The sequence below is a fragment of the Alphaproteobacteria bacterium US3C007 genome (assembly GCA_034423775.1).
Lineage (GTDB): Bacteria > Pseudomonadota > Alphaproteobacteria > Rhodobacterales > Rhodobacteraceae > Thalassovivens > Thalassovivens spotae.
Genome location: CP139918.1, coordinates 1055036 through 1072920, shown reverse-complemented (window position 1 = coordinate 1072920; position 17885 = coordinate 1055036). Strand labels below are relative to the sequence as shown.

General features: G+C 50.3%; 19 protein-coding genes and 2 pseudogenes. 10 read left to right on the top strand and 11 right to left on the bottom strand.

Annotated elements, in window-relative coordinates:
* Positions 1-109 precede the first annotated feature (109 nt).
* Together ubiE and ubiB are read left to right on the top strand one after the other, a co-directional pair.
* The gene (gene ubiE / locus UM181_05230; GenBank protein ID WQC64004.1) at positions 110-862 is read left to right on the top strand and encodes a bifunctional demethylmenaquinone methyltransferase/2-methoxy-6-polyprenyl-1,4-benzoquinol methylase UbiE; all 753 of its coding nucleotides are present in this window, start codon (positions 110-112) and stop codon (positions 860-862) included.
* Positions 863-2398, top strand: coding sequence for a 2-polyprenylphenol 6-hydroxylase (gene ubiB / locus UM181_05225; protein ID WQC64003.1), 1536 nt, complete (start codon positions 863-865; stop codon positions 2396-2398). It begins immediately after the preceding gene.
* On the opposite strand, the gene UM181_05220 is transcribed toward ubiB, so the two are convergent.
* The 3 genes from UM181_05220 to UM181_05210 are packed head-to-tail and all read right to left on the bottom strand — an operon-like array spanning position 2388 to position 4846.
* On the bottom strand, positions 2388-3269 hold the full coding sequence (locus UM181_05220) for an aminoglycoside phosphotransferase family protein (protein WQC64002.1): 882 nt from the start codon (positions 3267-3269) through the stop codon (positions 2388-2390). The two genes, ubiB and UM181_05220, sit on opposite strands and share 11 nt — an antisense overlap.
* A gap of 31 nt (positions 3270-3300) precedes the next feature.
* Entirely contained in the window at positions 3301-3987 is a 687-nt protein-coding gene (locus UM181_05215; GenBank protein WQC64001.1) for a flagellar hook capping FlgD N-terminal domain-containing protein, read from the bottom strand.
* Positions 3988-4000: 13 nt separating this feature from the next.
* A complete protein-coding gene (locus UM181_05210; GenBank protein ID WQC64000.1) occupies positions 4001-4846 on the bottom strand; it encodes a hypothetical protein in 846 nt (281 codons plus the stop codon).
* A gap of 113 nt (positions 4847-4959) precedes the next feature.
* Here UM181_05210 and UM181_05205 point away from each other — a divergent pair, with 113 nt between their 5' ends.
* The 5 genes from UM181_05205 to UM181_05185 all read left to right on the top strand — a co-directional run bounded on the left by UM181_05205 (position 4960) and on the right by UM181_05185 (position 7464).
* Positions 4960-5244: a rod-binding protein gene (locus tag UM181_05205; GenBank protein ID WQC63999.1), complete on the top strand. Its 285-nt coding sequence runs from the start codon at positions 4960-4962 to the stop codon at positions 5242-5244.
* A complete protein-coding gene (locus UM181_05200) occupies positions 5237-5593 on the top strand; it encodes a hypothetical protein (protein ID WQC63998.1) in 357 nt (118 codons plus the stop codon). The genes UM181_05205 and UM181_05200 overlap by 8 nt, the downstream gene beginning before the upstream one ends.
* Before the next feature lie 200 nt (positions 5594-5793).
* Positions 5794-6630, top strand: coding sequence for a flagellin (locus UM181_05195; GenBank protein ID WQC63997.1), 837 nt, complete (start codon positions 5794-5796; stop codon positions 6628-6630).
* 61 nt (positions 6631-6691) lie between these two features.
* Positions 6692-7066 (top strand): flagellar biosynthesis regulator FlaF, encoded by a 375-nt coding sequence (gene flaF, locus UM181_05190; GenBank protein WQC63996.1) that lies wholly within the window; start codon positions 6692-6694, stop codon positions 7064-7066.
* Positions 7063-7464, top strand: a complete 402-nt coding sequence (locus UM181_05185; protein ID WQC63995.1) for a flagellar biosynthesis repressor FlbT — start codon at positions 7063-7065, stop codon at positions 7462-7464. The genes flaF and UM181_05185 overlap by 4 nt, the downstream gene beginning before the upstream one ends.
* A 35-nt stretch (positions 7465-7499) precedes the next feature.
* On the opposite strand, the gene UM181_05180 is transcribed toward UM181_05185, so the two are convergent.
* Together UM181_05180 and UM181_05175 are read right to left on the bottom strand one after the other, a co-directional pair.
* On the bottom strand, positions 7500-7958 hold the full coding sequence (locus UM181_05180; GenBank protein ID WQC63994.1) for a hypothetical protein: 459 nt from the start codon (positions 7956-7958) through the stop codon (positions 7500-7502).
* Positions 7945-9077, bottom strand: a pseudogene (locus UM181_05175) (IS3 family transposase). The gene UM181_05180 and the pseudogene UM181_05175 overlap by 14 nt, the downstream one beginning before the upstream one ends.
* 107 nt (positions 9078-9184) lie before the next feature.
* Between UM181_05175 and UM181_05170 the strand changes: the two are divergent.
* The 3 genes from UM181_05170 to fliP all read left to right on the top strand — a co-directional run bounded on the left by UM181_05170 (position 9185) and on the right by fliP (position 10625).
* Complete coding sequence (locus tag UM181_05170; protein WQC63993.1) at positions 9185-9592, top strand: hypothetical protein; 408 nt, start codon at positions 9185-9187, stop codon at positions 9590-9592.
* On the top strand, positions 9589-9885 hold the full coding sequence (locus tag UM181_05165; protein WQC63992.1) for a FliM/FliN family flagellar motor C-terminal domain-containing protein: 297 nt from the start codon (positions 9589-9591) through the stop codon (positions 9883-9885). Before UM181_05170 ends, UM181_05165 begins: the two co-directional genes overlap by 4 nt.
* Before the next feature lie 65 nt (positions 9886-9950).
* The gene (gene fliP / locus UM181_05160) at positions 9951-10625 is read left to right on the top strand and encodes a flagellar type III secretion system pore protein FliP (protein WQC64703.1); all 675 of its coding nucleotides are present in this window, start codon (positions 9951-9953) and stop codon (positions 10623-10625) included.
* A gap of 15 nt (positions 10626-10640) precedes the next feature.
* Here the strand turns inward: fliP and UM181_05155 are convergent, their stop codons facing one another.
* The 6 genes and pseudogenes from UM181_05155 to UM181_05130 all read right to left on the bottom strand — a co-directional run bounded on the left by UM181_05155 (position 10641) and on the right by UM181_05130 (position 17859).
* Complete coding sequence (locus UM181_05155; protein WQC63991.1) at positions 10641-11744, bottom strand: flagellar basal body P-ring protein FlgI; 1104 nt, start codon at positions 11742-11744, stop codon at positions 10641-10643.
* Positions 11741-12739, bottom strand: coding sequence for a hypothetical protein (locus UM181_05150; protein ID WQC63990.1), 999 nt, complete (start codon positions 12737-12739; stop codon positions 11741-11743). The genes UM181_05155 and UM181_05150 overlap by 4 nt, the downstream gene beginning before the upstream one ends.
* Positions 12736-14178, bottom strand: coding sequence for a flagellar basal body rod C-terminal domain-containing protein (locus UM181_05145; protein ID WQC63989.1), 1443 nt, complete (start codon positions 14176-14178; stop codon positions 12736-12738). The genes UM181_05150 and UM181_05145 overlap by 4 nt, the downstream gene beginning before the upstream one ends.
* A 20-nt stretch (positions 14179-14198) precedes the next feature.
* Positions 14199-15481, bottom strand: a pseudogene (locus UM181_05140) (flagellar hook-basal body complex protein).
* An 85-nt stretch (positions 15482-15566) separates the two neighbouring features.
* The gene (locus tag UM181_05135; GenBank protein WQC63988.1) at positions 15567-16391 is read right to left on the bottom strand and encodes a flagellar motor protein MotB; all 825 of its coding nucleotides are present in this window, start codon (positions 16389-16391) and stop codon (positions 15567-15569) included.
* A 94-nt stretch (positions 16392-16485) separates the two neighbouring features.
* The gene (locus UM181_05130) at positions 16486-17859 is read right to left on the bottom strand and encodes a glutamate--cysteine ligase (GenBank protein WQC63987.1); all 1374 of its coding nucleotides are present in this window, start codon (positions 17857-17859) and stop codon (positions 16486-16488) included.
* Positions 17860-17885: the final 26 nt, after the last annotated feature.

Sequence of the window (17885 nt, the reverse complement as noted above, 5' to 3'; positions counted from 1 at the left end):
CTGCGCATAGGCTCTATTGTAAAAACGCGATGGTCAAAGACGCAAGTGCCGCATTGTATTCAAGCTGTTCCGCTATATAACACAACTTATTAAGGTAAAGGCAGTTGCGATGAATGATCAGGGCGAAACCACAACCCATTTCGGATTTGAAACCGTATCTGAGGCGGATAAAGCCGATCTTGTGCAGGGTGTTTTTGGCAGCGTTGCCTCGAAATATGATATTATGAATGATGTGATGTCGGGGGGCGTACATCGTCTTTGGAAAGATGCGATGATGGATTGGTTGGCGCCGCGCGCAGGCCAACGTCTGCTGGATGTGGCGGGCGGTACGGGCGATATTTCTTTCCGCTTCTTGAAAAGAGCCGGGCGCGCCCATGCCACGGTTTTAGATTTAACCGAACCGATGTTGATTGAAGGGCGGAAACGCGCAGAAGCCGCGCAAATGCACGACCAGCTGGATTGGGTGGTTGGGGATGCTATGCATCTGCCATTTGAAGATAACTGTTTTGATGTGTATACGATCAGCTTTGGAATTCGCAACGTTACACGCCCGCAAGAGGCTTTAAATGAGGCGTTTCGCGTGCTGAAACCGGGCGGGCGTTTGGTGGTGCTTGAGTTTTCACATATTCCCAATACCACGCTGCAATGGGCGTATGATCGCTATTCATTCAATGTCATTCCAGTGATGGGTCAGATTATCGCGAATGACCGCGACAGCTATCAATATCTTGTCGAGTCGATTCGGCAATTTCCCGATCAAGACACGTTTCTATCGATGCTGCGCAAAGCGGGGTTCGAAAATGCCAAATATCGCAATCTGAGCATGGGAATTGCGTGTTTGCATTCGGGTTGGAAAATCTAGATGCGGGGCCCGCATAATATATGGCGTCTGGTGCGCACGGGCGCCACGCTTGAGCGTACGGGCGCCATGCGCGCAGTGTTAGACGCGATGGAGGCTCCGCGCGCGCTGCGCGTGACCGCGCGCATTTTGGGTTGGCCCTTCGCCTGGTTGGGGTTGAAGGGGGATGCAACCATGCCGCCTGCCCCGCGCGCCCTGTCTGCTTTGGGGCCGGCCTATATTAAATTTGGTCAGATATTATCCACCCGGCCAGATTTAGTGGGCCATGATTTGGCGCAACAATTGCGCGTTTTGCAGGATAAGCTGCCGCCATTTTCGATCGCAGAGGCCAAAGCCAGCTTTGCAGAGGAAATCGGCATAGATCCCGATCAGGTGTTTTCGGAATTCAGCGAGGCTGTGGCCGCGGCCTCTATCGCGCAGGTTCATAAAGCCCGTTTGCTTGAAACCGGTGCGTATGTTGCGGTGAAAGTCCTGCGTCCCAAAATCGAAAAAGCCTTCCGCAAAGATATTGATGCGTTTTATTTGGCGGCCCGTATGGTGCAGCTTTTGTCACCCGCATCGCGCCGCTTGCGCCCTGTGGATGTGATTTCACATTTTGAAGGCGTTGTGATGGGCGAATTGGATCTACGCCTCGAAAGTTCGGCGGCCTCAGAATTTGCCGCCAATACGCAGGGTGTTGATGCAGGGTTTCAATTGCCTGCGGTGAAGTGGCCTCTATCGGGGCGCCGGGTGATGACGCTGGATTGGGCTGAAGGGGCACCGCTGGGCGATAATGAGGCCCTGCTGGCCGCGGGGCATGATTTGGCCCAGTTGGGGGATCGGGTTCTAAAATTATTTCTCAGCCATGCGCTGCGCGATGGGTATTTTCACGGGGATATGCATCAGGGTAATTTAAAAGTGGCCGCAAATGGCGATATTATCGCGTATGATTTCGGAATTATGGGGCATATTGATGAATATACGCGCCGGGTCTATGCCGAAATCTTATATGGGTTTATCCGCCGCGATTACAAACGCGTTGCAGAGGTACATTTTGAAGCGGGCTATGTGCCCGCAGATCGGGATGTCGATGAATTTGCGCGGGCATTACGCGCCGTCGGCGAGCCTATTTTTGGCATGGATGCAACGCAAATATCGATGGGCCGCCTGCTGAGTTATTTATTTGAAGTAACACAAAAATTTGGCATGGAAACCCGAACCGAGCTGATCTTATTGCAGCGAACCATGGTGGTGGTTGAGGGGGTTGCACGCTCTTTGAACCCGCAAATCAATATTTGGCAAGTCGCGCGGCCAGTGGTTGAGGATTACATTCGCAAACGTATCGGGCCGCTGGCGTTATTGCGTGATTTGTCCAAAGCAGCGGGCGTTTTGGCGCGCTTTGGCCCCCGCCTGCCGGGTTTGGTTGAGGCGGCGTTGATCCAGCAATCTGCACCCGCGCAGGAGGCCGCGCCACACTCAACCTTATTGCGGGTGGCGTTGTTTTCTGGAGCGGTGGCTTTGGGCGGTGCCTTGGTTTATTGTTTGCCGCTTATGCTTTAACCTTCAATGCCGTGACTTCTTGATCAAACGCATCTGAATAATCTGAATTGCCTTGCTGTTTTTGCCAGAGGCAATAGGCGGCAATGCGCCAGCTGTAATGCGGGTATAATCGTTCAAAACGCGCAAAGTCGAAACGGGGATATTGCGCTTGATACGCGTTTAAAACCTGCTTTTGCTGTTTTGCGTTTAGTATTTTGCCACGATAAAGGCGTTGCATTGCGGGGGATAAGAAATGGCTTAGATCTTCCATTGGATCACCCAAAGCAGGGCTTTGCCAATCAATCATCAGGGCCGTTTGGCCTGATATCACGATATTATTTGCCACTGGATCTGCATGAATGAGGCTTATTTTTGTTGGTTTTTCTACAGGGATGGTCGGCCTTAGGCGCTCTAAGAGCCCGCGCTCTGGCCCCTCGCATCGTTGCAAAATTTGTATAGTATGGGCGTTTAATTCACTAGATCCACAGGGCGCGTGTCTTATGGCTTTTGAATCGGCCGGAACCGTGGGCCGGCTATGGATGCGCGCCAGCAACTGGCCGACTGGCGCGGTTTGATCGCTGAAACTGACCCCGTGGTGATGGTGATAAACCAAGCAGCGCCCTTGGGGCGTCACTACCAACCCCAATGGCTTTGGACAAAGCTTTTCTGCGTGAAGATTTTCTAGGCAATAATATTCGCCCGCAGGATCATTTGCAAAAAGCGGATTCTGCCACGCGGTTTGTGGATATAGTTTTACGCAGAGATCTTGCGCGCCAGCTTGTGAAACGCGCCAAACGCGGTTTGAGCGCCCCCCCGAAAGCGCGACCCATTGCGCGGGTATTTGCAACAGCCCTTTCTCGCGCAAAGATGTCTCTAAACTGGCTATGGGCACGGGCGCTTATCCTTTCAGACTGCCCGATCGATTAAGGGATGTCTTTGGCAGGCGCAAGTTTTCTGCGTTTGCGCAGACCAGTAAGGTTTTTCCACGGAAGGGTTTGGCCATTTCCAAGCGTGACCAGTATGTCATCAGCGGGTTGCGATATTTCTTCAATGGTTTGCAAACTGGCAAGTTTAGAAATTCCTAATGATTGATCTTTCGCAAAGCCTTCAAGGGCGAAATTATAATGTCCAACCGGCGCTACAGCGCCCTTCGAGGTGGTGCCTGCCCATGCGAATTCTTGATCTTGGGCGCCAAGCCTGTGGCGAAAGATTTCCGCCCCTGTAGCATCTTGTACGATAAAATCTGTTTTCTCGCTGCCCGTTGGCGGGGTGATCAAAGCGGTGACTTCGCCGCCAGAATAGGTGAATGATCCGGGCAGTTTGACCGTTTTTCCCATCCAGTTAGATAAGCTGGCCAAAGTGTTCTGGTGTAAATTATTTTGCAGCACATCCATTTTTTGGTTCAATAAAACCTGTTGTTCCACCGTCGAAAAGGCGGCCAATTGCATGGCATAATCTGCAGAATCAACCGGATTTAATGGATCTTGATGTTTGAGTTGCGTCGTCAGCATATTCAAAAACGCATTAAAATCGCTGCTGAGCGGCGAGGGCTGCGACGGGTTACTGGGTTTTGTTGTGGTCAGATTGCCGGCGGATATGGGTTCAAGCAAAAGAGGGTTCCTTTCAGAGGCTAAGTGTGAGGCGCTGAGCCGCGTCGTTTGGCCCGAATGGCAGCGCAACTGTTGTGGCCACGGCTTGCGGCTTTGTGCTGAGATCTTCGGCCAAAGCGGCCTGAATGCTATGACTCGATTGACTGACCAGTGTTTTTGCCTCTGGGGTATGTGTGAGCGTGATCTCAACCGTGTGGTAGCCCTGATTTAAAAAGAACCGTTTCAAATCAGCCCTCCTGCGCTGAAAGCGCTCAATAGTGGCGTTTAAATTCGTATCCATCTCAATCCTTATTGACCTATCGGCCACAGGCTCGAGCGTCAGTTTGATATGTTCAGAAGAGCCAAATTGCAGATGAACTTGGGTGATGCAGTGATTATCCGCGCGCCGCTCTGTCCAGATATTTAACGCCCTCGGGTGTGAAGCCGGCGTGTATTTTGCGCTTTCAGCCGCGGTTTTTTGGGAATTGAGGACGGGTGCAGCAGATTGAACTATTGGATCGCAGGCCGTGTCTGTCGGTCCTATGCCTTGCAATATTTTTATCACCTTTTGCGGAAGTTGGGGATCCGGTCGGCGCATCGGCGAAAGGCTCTGATTGGATGGCGGCAGCAGGAACGATTTACCTGATCGTCTGTCGGGCTCTGTCAGCATTACAGCAATCGCTAAGGCTTGTTCTTCTGGGCTATCTCTTTTCTGCAGACGGGCAGCAGATTTGTTCCAGGCGTTTTGAAACCGGCCCACCTTATCTTGGTCCTTGTCGATGTGCAGAGCTTTGACCCGAGCCGATTTTGCAACGGCCGCCGGCTTGGCTGCGGGGTATTTTGCATTGTGAAAATCGCCGCTGTGAGGGCTGGAAAACATTATGATGTCCAAACTTTGAAAATCTGATCAGCCTAGTTTTGCCAGAATTTGGTTACCGCTTCTTTACCGCCGGTCTGTAGACTGCCGATATTATTCTTAAAAAGGAACATATCATGGAGCCAGCCCCCACCGCCCTTCACGGGTTAAACCGGGATCCAAGCCATGCAGATATCCGTTTACGAAAAGCGGCGAAGGATTTGGAAACCAGCTTTTTGGCCGAGATGCTAAAGTCAGCAAAGATTTTGAAGATGCCAAATGGGTTTAGCGGCGGTGCCGGTGAAGCGCATTTTCAATCTTATCTGGTGCAGGGCCTGGCCGAAGCGCTCAGCAAACAACGCAGGTTTGGCTTGGCCGATGCGGTATATTCCGCGCTAAAAAACCGCGCTTTGAATGACTGAGTCTGCCGCGTTTACCAGCGAAACTATTCTGGCAATGCTTGATAAAGAATGTGAAGCGCTGCGCAATGGGGCGTTTCATCAGTTGGCTGAGGTTGAAACCTTCAAAACCAAATTGTTTGATTGGTGCCAATCGCAGAAAGGCGCTGCCGGCTTGGACTGGCCTGCGCTGCAAGCGGCGTTTGCGCGTTCTGAGCGCTTGCTGCGCGCAAGCGAGGCGGGGTTGCGGGACGTTCGCTTTAAATTAGAAGCGTTAAAGCACAATCATGCCTTTTTAAGCATATATACACAGCGGGGTGGGCGTCAGGATTTACCCACCTTTTTAGGTGGGAAGACTGATTTAGAGGCCTGATGGAAATCAATAAAATGCAATATATTCTCTTCGCGGTTTTAGGAGTTTGTTAGGGGTTTATTTGCATCTTAAAAGCGCATCGAAATCGATGGCGCGGCTGTATTAGGCCGTATGTGTCAGAATGGCAGAATCTGTGCGCGCGTGCTGCGGCACTTCAAATTTTTGATGCAAAATGCATCCCTGATGCAAGGATTTAAAACATGTCTGATATTTCAATACCGACTGGCGCCATGATGGCGCTCTACAATCTGAAACAAATTGGCGCTGATCTTGTTACCACGCAAAATGAAATTTCAACAGGCCGCATTGTCAATGGACCAAAAGACAATAGTGCGGTTTGGCAGCAAACCGAAAAGATGAAATTTGAGCATGCGGGATATGACGTGATCAACCGGCAAATTGGCGCCGTTGAAGCTTCCTTGTCAGTTGGCCGCGGGGTGGCTCAAAATATTGTTGATGTGTTGGAAGACTTGAAAGCCACAATCAGTCAAACGTCATCAGACGAAGGGAAATTGATTGCCGCGCGCGATGCGGCCAAGAAACAAATTGATACTTTTACCAAAATGGTCTCTGTAAATGGACAAAATTGGATTTCTTCAGCTGGCAATCAGACCGTGACAGTTGGTTTTGAAACCAAAATCGTAGATGATCAAGAAGTGCGTTCTGAATTAACAATCACAATCGCCAAGCAAAATCTAAAAACGTCAGGCCCAGGCGCCCTGGCTGATTTGGCGAACCTTGCATTTACAGATGCAACTGCGGTTAAGACATCTAAAGAGGCGCTAGAAACTATGATTGAGGAGGTAAGAAATGCCGCCTCTCATTTTGGTGAAAATGAGGCGAGGTTGGCAAGATATAAAGAGCTTAATGCAACAATTTCTACCTCTCTTCAAAAGGGAATAAGTTCTTTGATTGATGCTGATTTAGAAGCGGCATCATCACGCTTACAGGCACTGCAAGTGCAGCAGCAGCTTAGCATTCAAGCGCTGAGTATCGCCAATAGAGAACCGCAAAACCTACTGGCCTTATTTCGTTAGTCGTGGGTTGATTGAGGGGTCTTAAACCCCTTTTTCTTTTTCAAATTTTAGGAGGGTTAGAGTGCCTGCTTTCACCGAGGCCAAGCGCGCCTATACAAATTTAGACTTGCCCGTACAAACTGCGCGGCAATCTGAATATCAGATCTTCGCAAAAATAACGGGGCAATTACAGGCTGCTGCAGCAATGGAGGATTTTGATGTTCAAAAACGAGCATTGACAATTTATGAAAATCAAAAGCTGTGGTTGGCCTTGCAAGAGGATCTCAGCCATCCGGATAATGCTTTTCCCGATCAGCTAAAGGCAGGGCTGATCTCTTTGGCAATTTTTATCCAGACCCATAGCAGTAAAGTTTTACTAGGAAGAGAAGATATTCAACCTCTTATCGATGTAAATATTTGCATGATGCGTGGTTTGCAAAGGCAGGCTAACGGGTGAGCGGGCTGATCTTAAAACTGGCGCCAAAAGAACGCATATTGTTAAATGGGGCGGTGCTTGAAAATGGCGACCGCCGCGCCAAACTGCGGATCATCACGCCGCGGGCGCATATATTGCGCCTGCGTGAGGCTTTACACCCCGATCATTCAGATACGCCGCTGCGGCGGCTCTGTTATACGGTGCAATTAGTGCTCACGGGGGATATCTCTGATACAGAAACGCGTCCTGTCATTTTACATCAACTCGACGAATTGATCCATCTTTTTAAAGATCGTAAAGCTCGGCGCAACTTAGAACAGGCGGTCATGGCTATCCATCATGGCCAGTTTTACAAAAGCTATAAGCTGCTCCGATCGCTTATGGCGGATGAGAAAGCGCTGCTGAAGTGTCATGCTTGATGTCCCCCCGTCAATTTATCCTTATCAGCAGGGGTTTATAACAAAGTGTTGCTTTGGGTTTGCCGTAAAATTTCAAACAATTGCTCGAAGCTGTCTTGGATCATGCCCGCCTCATGCGCACCGATAAAACGATCCAGCGCAGGCCAAACCTTGATCGCATCCTCAATCAGTGGATCTGAACCAGCCTCGTAAAGCCCTGCCTTGATAAGCGTTTCTTGCGTTTCATAGGCGCCAAGAATTGCCCGCATCACACGCAAGGCATGGTTTTCTTCGGGGCTGGCGGCAAGGGGCAGGGCACGCGAGACCGAGCGCAAAAGATCAATCGCGGGAAACCGCCCCCGTTCAGCGATGGCCCGGCTGAGCACGACATGACCATCCAACACGCCGCGCAAAATATCTGCCACGGGATCTTCCATATCTGACCCTGGGACCAAAACGCTGAACAGCGCTGTGATATCGCCCATGCCGGTGTCTAGCCCCCTATACTCGCCCATTGAGTTTTGGTTTCTCTAATAAGGTTTCTGGGACGGGTGGGCGCATGTTTAATGCGTGATGAGGTCTGATCTGGTTGTATTGCCTGAGCCAAACATTGATAGCGACCTGGGCTTGCCGTGTGGTGTGGAACCATTCAGCGTTTAGCACTTCTTTTCGCAAGGTGCCGTTAAAGCGTTCGTTGTATCCATTTTCCCAAGGGCTGCCCGGATAGATTTGCATTGGTTTGATACCGATCCTCTTCAGCCAGTCCTGTAGATGCGTGGCAATGAACTCGGGTCCGTTGTCAGAGCGAATAAACTCTGGCTTACCATGTTTAATCAGCAGCGGGTGCAGTGTCTCCAAAACGTCGTTCGCATTCATTTTGGATCGCACTGCCACGTAGAGCGCTTCACGGGTATATTCATCTAGAACCGTGAGCATTTTATAGCTGCACCCATTGCTAAGCTTATCGTGCACAAAGTCGATCGCCCAAATATGGTTGGGATGTGTGGGCCGCAGCCTGATGATGGAGCTGTCTTTGTGATAAAGCCGTTTGCGCTTCTTGTGCCGGCGCGGCAGCTGTAAACCTTCTTCGTTCCATAAGCGCTCGATCCTCTTGTGGTTAACACGCCAGCCTTCCATGCGCAGCAGGGCTGTGACTTTCCTATAACCATACCACCCATACTGTTTGGCCAGCCGGATCATCGCCAAGCGTAGTTTGGTATCATCTACTTGTTTGGCTTGATAGCGCAGACTTGAGCGGGCTACATCCAGAACAGCGCAAGCACGCCGCTCAGAAATATCCAGCTTTTGACGCGTATGAATAACAGCCTGACGAAGCTGAGCCCGCGTCAGGCCCGTGGCTTTAGATGATCAAGGCTCTCCTTCAGGATCACCTTGTCTAACTGCAAGTCAGCGACGATCTTCTTCAAGCGCTCGTTTTCTTTCTTGAGCGATTTCATCTCTGAAACCTGTGAACGAGAAAGGCCTCCAAACTTCTTACGCCAGTAATAATAACTCTTATCTGAAATCCCAGCTTTGCGACACGCACTCACAACGTCCAAACCATCGTGCAAATGAACATCAATCTCGCGCAATAACTTCAACACATCTTCATCAGAATAACGCTTCCGAGCCATGTTTCCTTACTCCCTATGCCAAAATATACTGGCACAGTTCTAGGGGGCTAAGACATTGCGTTGCCGCTTATGTGGCCAGCAGTGAAAAAGCGACAGCAGGTCTGAAATTGCATTTATCAACACTGTTTTTTACGTTTGAGGCGGCGCGCTTGGCGATTCTGCAAGAGATATCTTTGGTTCTGAATCAGGTGATCGAACAGATTTTACCGTCGCTTTTAAAGCAAAGCTTTCTACCTTTTGTCATTGAACGCCTTGATGCGATGGTGGCGGCCTCTGCCCCGACGGGCCTTGTTATATCGGTTAACCCGTCCCAGCTTGATCGTATAGAGGCAGCACTGGGTCAGGCGTTTAAAAGCAAGATCACGCTCGTTGGCGATATCGCTTTGAACCCAGAAAGGGCGCTTCTGACAATAGGCAATGGCGAGATTGAAGTGGATTTTAAACGTTATCTTACTGAAATTTCTGAGGCGTTTCAGAACTTTCAAGCGGTTTCGGATATGGGTGAGCCGCAATGAGGGAACTTGAGCCCGATGTGGGAAGCCAGCTGTCTGCAAGCCCGTTTCAATCCGTTCCCATTGAGGTCATTGTTAGCGTAGGGCGCGCGCGCCCCGCGATTAAAGAGCTGTTGGATTTAAAGCTCAATGCTGTTTTGATCCTCGATAGCCAGATCGATGATGCCGTTGAGCTTTACGTTGGAGATCGCATTATAGCGCGCGGGCAATTAGAAGAAATTTCCGAGGGCCCGGATATCGGAAAATTGGCGGTGCGCTTAACGGATATTCTGACCAGCCCATTGCCTGTAGGGTGATTTTGGCGCGGTTCAGAGTTCTATTCTGGGTTCTGTTCGGGGTACTGTCGCTTTCGCTTTCGCAGATGGCCCATGCACAGACGAGCAGTTTTGAACTGCCGCTCACCGGCTCTTTGAGGTTGCAAACGGTTCAAATCTTTTTGTTAATCACCGTGATAAGCATTGCGCCCGGCATTTTGATCATGGTGACCTGCTTTCCCTTTATTCTAACGGTATTGTCAATATTGCGGCAGGCGATCGGAGTCCAGCAAGCGCCACCAAATATGCTTTTGATCAGTTTGGCGTTATTTTTGACCTATTACATTATGGAGCCTGTTTTTCAGGCCTCTTGGGCTTTGGGTGTCGAGCCCATGATCGCAGAAAAAATATCAGTTTCGGAGGGTTTTCGCAAAGCTGCGGAACCCTTATCTGCCTTTATGCTGGCGCGTGTAGATGGGGAGACGTTGCAGGCGATGCAGGCCTTGCGCGCGCAAACACAAGGCGCGCCTCAGAGCCCGCCGGCTTTATCGGTTTTGGTTCCAAGCTTTATGCTCTCAGAAATCGCGCGCGCGTTTCAGATCGGATTTCTGATTTTTTTGCCCTTTTTAATTATCGATTTGGTCGTGTCGGCAATTTTAATGTCTATGGGCATGATGATGGTGCCCCCTGCGGTTGTAGCGCTGCCCTTTAAACTGGCCTTTTTCGTCGTGTCTGATGGTTGGCAGTTGATCGCTTTTTCGCTTGTACGGGGATATGTATAATCGCCGACTGGGGTTTTATTGAACGATAAATTCGGCATGCAGCGCCCCAGCGGCTTTGATACTTTTCAAAAGATCGATCATTTCCTTTGCGCCAACGCCCAAAGCATTGAGGCCGGCAATGATTTCAGACAAGTTTGCGCCATCGGGAACTTCGGCGAGCGCAATATTTTTCTGAGCCCTCATAGAGACATCACTGCGTGGCAAAACGATGGTTTCGCCCTGGCTAAAAGGGTTGGGTTGCACGGCTTGTGGCGCTTCTTGAATATGAAGCGTTAAATTCCCCTGTGAAACCGCAACGCGCGAAATGCGCACCTCGGCGCCCATCACGATGGTACCCGATCGCTGATCGACCACCACGCGCGCTTTGCGTTCTGGAATAAGGGTAAGGTTTTCAATCGCGCTTAACGCATGGGCAGGAGAAGATGCGTTGGTTTTTAAGATATCGATCTCAATCGTGGCCGCATCCAACATGCGCGCAACAGGGCTTTTAAAATTCTTGTTGATAAGCGTTTCAATTTTATGTGCAGTGCTGAAATCGGCTTGTCGCAGGGCAAGATTGATGGTTTTTAATATCTTAAAATCAAAGGCGACTTCGCGTTCGACCAAAGCGCCAGATGGGATAACACCGGCCGTGGGAACGCCTTCGATAAGTTGCTCGGCCGCACCGCGTACGGCGGCCCCACCGGCAATGATCGCGCCTTGCGCAACGGCGTATATATCGCCATCGGCGGCCCGGAGTGGCGTCATCACTAAAATACCACCGCGCAGATTACTCGCATCGCCAATGGTTGCGACGGCCACGTCAATATAGCTTCCCCCGCGTGAAAACGGAGGTAATTTGGCTGTAACAAAAACTGATGCGATGTTTTTTGTTCTGAACGCCTCTCCCGTTACATTTGTGCCAAGGCGCTCAAGAATGTTCGAGATCAAATCTTCTGTGAAAGGTGCATTGCGCAAGCTGTCGCCAGTGCCATCCAGCCCGATGACCAGGCCATAGCCGATAAGATCATTTGCTCGAACGCCCTCATATTCCACCAGGTCTTTAATGCGAACAGGCGCCGACATTGCCAGCGATGCGCAGAGTAAAAACACCGCAATAAGGCTTAGATTGCGTATCATTTCAAAAAGTGAATCAAAGATAATTTAGAAAGCTTGGCCGTAATCAAGTATAGATTTTGTAATCGGGTCTCCGCATCTTGCAGCGCCACGGTTGTATCATATTTATTGATATCGGTCAGCTCCGCCATTTGCAGCTCAAGCGCATTTTTGTCTTTTTTCGCGAAGGCGTTTTGTTGATCAAGCCGTTGATGCGTGACGCCAAGATTTGCACGGACCTGTTGAAAATTATCGAGCGCGCTTTGGAGCGAGGTCGCCGTTTCTTGATAGATCTGCGCGAGATCTGGTGCAGGCATAGGCGCATCGATCGCCAAGATAAGCTGAGCGACGGTTTTCAACATCATTTTTACCGCTTCTGAGTTGCCACGCAAAGGGGAGCTGAGGGTTTCACCAGCGTTTGTTTGGAAGGTTTGGTGTCGGCTGGTATCGCCGTGATAAAAATCCTGCTCAAATCGTGCTGAGGCGCCATCAAACCAATTGTTGAGTGCGGTGTTCAACTGATCTGGGGTGTAGGTGGTTCCGAGATCCTGGCGCAGCGCCGTCAATATGGTCTTTGCATCAGAAAGAGGGGCGCGGTGGCTCTGGTGTCCTGAGAAAAAGAATTTTCCCCCGCTTTGTCGATTAATCAGGCCCACCAAGGCGGTGAAAATGCTTTCAGCTTTTGCGCTTGCATTGGGTGATGCCATCTCTTGGGGAGCAGAGCTTAAATTCAACAATCGCTCATTTTCGGCTTTTATATGCGCGGTGATATCTGCCAAAGACAGTTCGGTTTGCGTGAAGAAGAAATCAGCATCTTGGCGTATAATTGCGCGCGCCGCTGCGTTTTGCAGATCGCTTTGAATGGTTTGTATCAGAGGAATTTGGACGGCTTGTGCTTTGCCCAGATTGGTATGTTTGCCGCTTGACAAATCAGCGCTTAAATCCAGGATGTCAGCTTTTAACTGTGAGGTGAAAGAGGATAAATTTGCGCGCCCATAGGTATGAAAGGAGAGGTTCATCGGCCAATCCTTAAGATTTGTTGGATCATTTCATCAACCGTTTGAAGCATTTTGGCATTTGCGGCAAATGCCGTTTCAATCTGCAGTAATTCTTGCAATTCAATATCCGTATCGACCGAGTGCGCGGCAAGCGCCGTTTCGGTAAGCGTTAAATAGGCCTGCTGTGTAACAAGGTTTTCTTCGGCTTGATTTGTCAATCGGTGGGCCTGCGCGGTGATTATCTGCGCATCCTTTAAAATGGAAGTTGATGGGTGACCGTCCAACCTTTGTGGCATCGATAATTGATCGGCCATTTCAGTGAGCAGCGCGCCCGAGATATCTTCGGCGGGGTGTTCAGCATAGACGCCATCGCGCATCCGCCAAAGCTGCCCACCTTGATCTGGGTTCACGCCTGCATTGATCTGCAACCGACTGGCCAAGCCCTCGACATGATCAGCGTTTATGCGCCCGCCCAGATCGGTGAAAAGGCCTGGGTTATCGCCTTGCAAGCTGGTATCTTCTGTCAATCTGGAAAATACCTGCGACAGCTTGAAGGCCAATTGATCGGTTTGAGCCTGTATATTAGGCCCCCAGTTGAGGCTGATATCCTGCTTGGCAGATAGCGACCCTGCGCTTGAAACAGGTCGCATTGGCTGCCATCCATCGCCTGTCTTGATTTGTAATTGAGTATTTTCTACGCCCGGTGGTGGAGGCCAATTTTGGTCTAAATCTGTCTCAGAAATAGCCAACTCTGCAGCGTGACTGTCTAAAAGGATTTGCCCTTTCTCCGTATAAAGCGCCACCGCTCCATGTGCCCGCTCAATTTGTTTAAAGGGCAGCAGCTGTGCCAGATCTTGCAATAAGAGATCCTGCCGATCGAGCAAGCCGGCCTGCTGCGAAGAGAGCGGCGCCGTTTGAGACAGTTTTTGGTTCACAGTCTCTAGCTGCAACAGGGTTTCATTGATCAAGGAAATATCCTGTCGCAAAGAGTGATCTGCAATTTCACGCTGTTTTTGAATGGCCATGCCGGTTTTATTGAGCATTCGAATAACCGATTGTGCTGCGTGAAAAGCGCTTTCCAATCTGTTTTTATCGCTGGGATCGACGCTGGCAATGCGCAAATCGGTTTCCAATTTATTCAATGAGGCTTCCAGTGTGGCGTTGGAGCCAATATTGCCAAATGTGACACGCATGGCGTCATAAAAGCCTGCTTTGAGCTTTGCATATGCCCGGTTTCCCGCCGCCAACTGATGCTCACCAAGCAGCAAGCCATTATCCTGCCTTACTATCGTGTTGATGCTCAGGCCGCCTTGAGCATGCGTTGGCCCATGAAGGCTGAGGCTGCGTTTTGCATAGCCTGCTTTATTGGCATTGGCGATGTTTTCTGAAACCAGCTCGGCAGCTTTTGCGCTGCGCGCCAGCCCTGACATGGCCTGTGATAAAGAACTGATCAATGACACGTTCTTGGCCTTTCAAGCGCTTAACGGATGAGATTTGTGGTTTCCTGAAGCATCTCATCAACTGTTTGAATAACTTTGGCATTTGATGAATACGCCCTCTGCGTACGGATCATATCCGTTAATTCTGTTGCAACATCTGTGGTGGATTCTTCCAGCGCCTTTGGAACGATGGTTCCGGTTGGGCCATCGCCTGGGCTCCATAATGAATAATCACCGCTCGAAGAGGAAGGCAGATATGTCTCATCGCCCTGCGCGCTTAGCCCATTGATATTGGGAAGATTGACCAGAGGCACTTGATATAAGCGGCGCGCAAGGCCCGTATCAGATATCGCAAAAACATTTCCCGCTTGATCAATTTCGACGTTTTTCATGGTGCCGCTTTTTGCTCCATCTTTCTCGCTGGTGACGGGTGTGAAACTGTCTGACAATTGGGTCATTCCATAGCGATCTGCGATTTTGCCTATGGTCACTTCAATCGGGCCGCTTTGGGCGTTTAAAATAACTGTTCCCGTGCTCGCATTATAGGCTGGGCTGCTGTCAAGCGGCGTTATCGAATTTAACGTGCCGCCTGCGTTGCGCGCATCTTTAAAAGACATCTCATAGGCTCCGATCAATGCGGTTTGACTGGCTGAATCGGTGATGTCCATACGCCATTTATTGGAAGCGTCTGCGCCTGGAATTACGGGTGTAAAGGTAAACTCAAAGCTATGTGGCCGCCCCAAATTGTCAAAATACTCAACCGAGATCCCTTCTGTGCTAGGCGCTGCCCCCGCCATCGTGGCGGTTGCGGGGAGATTTACGGCCACACGCATCTTGGTTGTGGGTTGTCCAGAAAGCGTCTGAGCGTTGATTTTTATAGGCTCAAGATCGAGGCTGCTATCGCGCGCGTAATTGGGAATAGATCCATCTTCACGCGCGGGCCAGCCCAGCAGCGTGAGCCCGGAGGTGGTGGATAAATAGCCATCCTTATCCAATCGGAACGAACCGGTGCTGGTTAATTTCATGGGGCTTCTGCCATTATCGACCTTGATTTGTGCCGCATCACTGACCGGCAGCAACCCGCGCTATTATTCGTTGAAATAAGGCTTCCCGACTGATCGATCATGCGCTGTTGAGAGCTGCGGACCCCGCCCGCTGCGTAAGCGTGTTGCCGATTTGAGATGACCATAGAGTGAAAATCTGTTTCAACCCGCCGATATCCATTCGTAGCTGAATTGGCGATATTGTCTGAGATGCCTGCCAGGCGGCTGGCGTTTGAACTTAGGCCTGAAACGCTGGCATTAAGCGAGGATGAGATTGTCATAATACCTATCTTTGAAATCTGTTGAAATCGCGTCTCAGACAGGTAGCTGGGTTTTGCTTAACAGCGTGCTAATAGTTAAAATTTTCTATTCTTTGGTGAGGTTTAAAAAGACAATCGATACGCGGTTGTTCTGCTGGGCCATCGGGTTTTCTGAGATTGGATCGTTGTCTCCATGGGCCGTGTTGCGCTTTATACGGGTTTCGGGTACCCCCAGTCGCTGCAGCATTACCCGCACATTGCCTGCGCGCGCGCTCGAGATCATCCAATCCTGTGGTCGCTTTACCACCAAAGGCGCGGCTTGCACATGCGCTTCAACCGCGATCGGATGTTCTACGCGGGCTGTCATTTTTGCGATTATATCAAGCAGCTTGATCAGCGCTGTTTTGGGGTTTTGGCTTGTGTCAAAAAGCTCAGCGCCCTTGGTTTCAAAAAAATCAAACTGGAAGCCTTCATCGCTGAGGTGAAGGCCGATTTGGGCCTCTGATAGGGGGCGCCCGAGTTTTTCTTTGTATAGGTCAGAAAACAGCGTTTCGATAGCTTTAAGGTCTTTTTGCGTTGCGTTTTGATGCGGTTCATCGGTGCTCGAAGATTGCGCTTCCACGCTTTCAAGCTTGGCTTCAACTGCAGCGTCTAATGTATCCCCACCATGCAATATTCCTTTATCCACCATGGACAGGCTTCCGGTTTCGGTTCGATTTAAGTCTGAAGACGGGCGGAAATATCCCGCGATCCCCCGCCGCTGATCTTCGTTTGCCGATGACAGCAACCACATGACCATAAAAAATGCCATCATGGCGGTTACGAAATCCGCATAGGCCACTTTCCATCCGCCATTTTCTTGTGGTTCTTCCGGATCTCTTATTTTGCGTTTGATAATAGTTTGAACAACAGTCTTTTCTGACCCACTCATTTTATTTCCCCTTTACCCGCAGTAAGATTTAGCAGGTAGAATTGGCGAAAGACTTAACGTTTAAAGTTCAACCTATTTTTGCGCGTAAGCCGGCCTAGCCGATACGCGCGGCGCGATAAATTAGCTGTAAATCTGTGTTCCACTCTTTGCTGTAAAGACCAAGCAATCGATCCGCCGGGGATTTTTGGGTTGCCAGATTTTCGAAGAGAGGGTCTAGAAAACGGCTTTCATCAACGGCGCCTGTTTCGACATTGGCGCGGCCCCTTGCGATCAGGCCCTTGCGCGAGATATCAACAAGTTCCTTAGCCAGGTCGATCAATTTAACCCCGTCGACCTGTGCCGCTAAGCCGCTTCTGGCGCTGTTTATCCGCAGCGTTTCGCGAAATTCGGCCGTCCAGTTTTTCGCCAAATCCCAAGCCGCATCCAACGCGGTTTTATCATAACACAAGCCCACCCAAAACGCTGAAAGCGCGCATAGATGATCTGTCTGCCCCGCATCTGCTCCGCGCATTTCAATAAATGTTTTCAGCCGGGCCTCGGGAAAAATAGTGGTCAAGTGATCCGCCCAATCGCTTAGGCTGGGCCGCTCTGCGGGCAAGGCGGGCAATTTTCCCTGTAGAAAATCGCGGAAAGATTGCCCCAAAGCATCAATATATCGGCCGTCTCGATAGACAAAATACATTGGCACATCGAGGGCGTATTCGACCCAAGCCTCAAAGCCAAACCCCGGCTCAAATATGAAGGGCAACATGCCTGTGCGATCTGCATCAAGATCTTGCCAAACGCGGCTGCGCCAACTTTTATGGCCATTGGGCAACCCATCGAAAAACGGTGAGTTGGCGAAAAGTGCGGTTGCAATCGGCTGCAGCGCAACTGCTACGCGCATTTTTTGAACCATATCCGCTTCAGAGCTAAAATCTAAATTTACCTGCACGCAAGACGTGCGATACATCATAAATTTTCCCATCGTGCCGACCCGATCCATGTAATCGGTCATCAGAGTATAGCGGCCTTTGGGCATAACGGGCATCGTCTCGTGAGACCATATGGGCGCCGCGCCCAGCGCTATAAATCCAGCGCCAATTTCATCGCTGATGCCGCGCAGCTCGTCTAGATGCTGGTTAAGTTCCTTGGCCGTGTCATGAATGGTCTCTAAAGGGGCGCCCGATAATTCAAACTGGCCACCCGGCTCTAGGGATATATTTGCGCCATTTCGGGTTAATCCGATTAATTTATCCGCTTCCAAAACTGGCGACCACCCGAAGCGGTCGCGCAGCGCTTCGAGGATGGTCTTGATTGAACAGGGCCCGGAATAGGGCAAAGGCCTCTGGTTTGCCTGGCAAAAACCGAATTTTTCATGTTCGGTCCCGATGCGCCACTTGCTTTCCGGCTTGCAGCCTGCCGCCAGATAGGCCGCCATTTGCTCTGGGTGCTCGATGGGGCCACCACCCGATTGGGGAATAGACATTGCGGGAACTCCGAAGTTTCAGATAT